The 1,586-nt window shown below is 32.8% G+C and carries 2 protein-coding genes and 1 pseudogene; 1 reads left to right on the plus strand and 2 read right to left on the minus strand.

What is annotated here, in order from left to right:
• Both IC220_RS07460 and IC220_RS07465 read right to left on the minus strand, forming a co-directional pair.
• Positions 1–500: hypothetical protein (locus IC220_RS07460; RefSeq protein ID WP_188153784.1), on the minus strand; the 500-nt coding region annotated here is incomplete at its 3' end.
• Positions 488–808 (minus strand): hypothetical protein, encoded by a 321-nt coding sequence (locus IC220_RS07465; protein WP_188153785.1) that lies wholly within the window; start codon positions 806–808, stop codon positions 488–490. The genes IC220_RS07465 and IC220_RS07460, both read right to left, overlap by 13 nt.
• A 64-nt stretch (positions 809–872) precedes the next feature.
• Between IC220_RS07465 and IC220_RS07470 the strand changes: the two are divergent.
• Positions 873–1,586: pseudogene (locus IC220_RS07470) on the plus strand (hypothetical protein); the annotation flags it as partial.

Here is a 1,586-nt window from a genome sequence, read left to right on the forward strand (position 1 = left end):
TGATTTGCTGCATCCGTGAAATCAAAGCTACATTTTAGATATAAATTATTGGTTGGTACATTTGCTGGCTTAAACCGTCCGGAGGGAGTAATCAATTCTCCATTCTCATCACCTGTGCAAAAGAGAATTTCATCAATGGTGCGCCTTCCCACTTCTTTCAGCAGCTTTGTAGAGGTAATGGGCTCTGCTGGTGTGCTGTAAGTATACTCTACAGTAACGGTACTTTCCACTGTAATAGAGCCTTTTTCTACTAGCTTTATCATACCAGTATTACTATCAACTGTATAATCTATACTTGGTTTATAGATCGTTAAACCTTTAAAAACTTTTACATCTTTAATTGGACAGTGATCAAGTTTGATTTCACCCTTAACAAAAACTTTTTCGACTTTGTGGCTACTTTCCCAGCTTGAATCACCACTACCCCAAGCAAGATGAAGTGACTGCTCTTTTATACTTGCCGCTATTGCTGCTCGGCCCGATTGAGTTAAGATCGACATTTGTACCCTTTAGTACTTTCTGAATTAGAAGAAAAGAGTTTTTCCCAATCAACTTCACTACTTGGCACGATCTTATCATTTGCAAGCCTTTCATCAGCAATTTTAGAGAAATACTTATCTTCTCTGGTTTCTAGCGCTTCAAAAACCAATCTCCTTATTAATTTTGGAATAGTCTTATTTTGACGTTCCGCTATATACTTTAAGAAATTAGACGTCTTCTTGCCGAAGCTTATTTGAAATTCCATAGCTATTTCTTTTATAAGTCCCCTTATATATATAAGTTCAACTTTTTTCAGAAATGTGTTCACTTTTTTTTGCCATAGATTTTTATTGACTAATTTTTAATCTGCTTTAAACATAGTATCTTTACTTATGGGTATGGTAAATTTTTATCCTAGTCGGGAATTTTGGGAAAGTAGTTTAGAAATGCCTGTATCTTCTCTTCTTAAGGATTTTCAAAATCCAGTTTTACGCGAAAGTTGGCTTAATTCTCTTTCTGCCAGACAACTAACTGTTATTTTTTTTCACCTTTTTAAAGATCAACAGAATGCCCAATTATTTAAGGAACATGAGCTTTGGAAACATGATGATATTCCAACTCAACAAAAACGTAAGATGCTTACTGATGTCTCTGAATCTCTACTTAATTACTATTTAGTTAGTCGTTTTAGCAATTCTAAATCAGAGTTAGCTATAACTGAAGTAGCAAAGCCCGTATTGAACTCAAAACTATATCTATTACGAAATAATAAATATGATAGAAAGTCTCTACTTTTTACTTTCTTTATTATTGATCCCAATCTATTAAAACAGGTCTTTCATTTCAATAAAGTTCAAAAGAAAAGTTTTTCGCCTTTTATTCTAAAAAATCCCCCAAGACAAAGGCCCACTTTATTTAAGAACTTTTTATCAGAAGATACAATGCAGACAATATTAAAACAACATGATCTTTCTGAAGATGATAGTTTTGAAAGTCAGTTTCAAGAATTCTTTTATTATCAAAATAGTATTTACTTATTTATACGACGTGCTAGCAAAGATGAAGATTTGTTAATAAGTTCAAATAAAGTAATACACGGTTACAAG

Source organism: Wolbachia endosymbiont of Pentalonia nigronervosa, assembly GCF_014534705.1.
Taxonomy (GTDB): domain Bacteria; phylum Pseudomonadota; class Alphaproteobacteria; order Rickettsiales; family Anaplasmataceae; genus Wolbachia.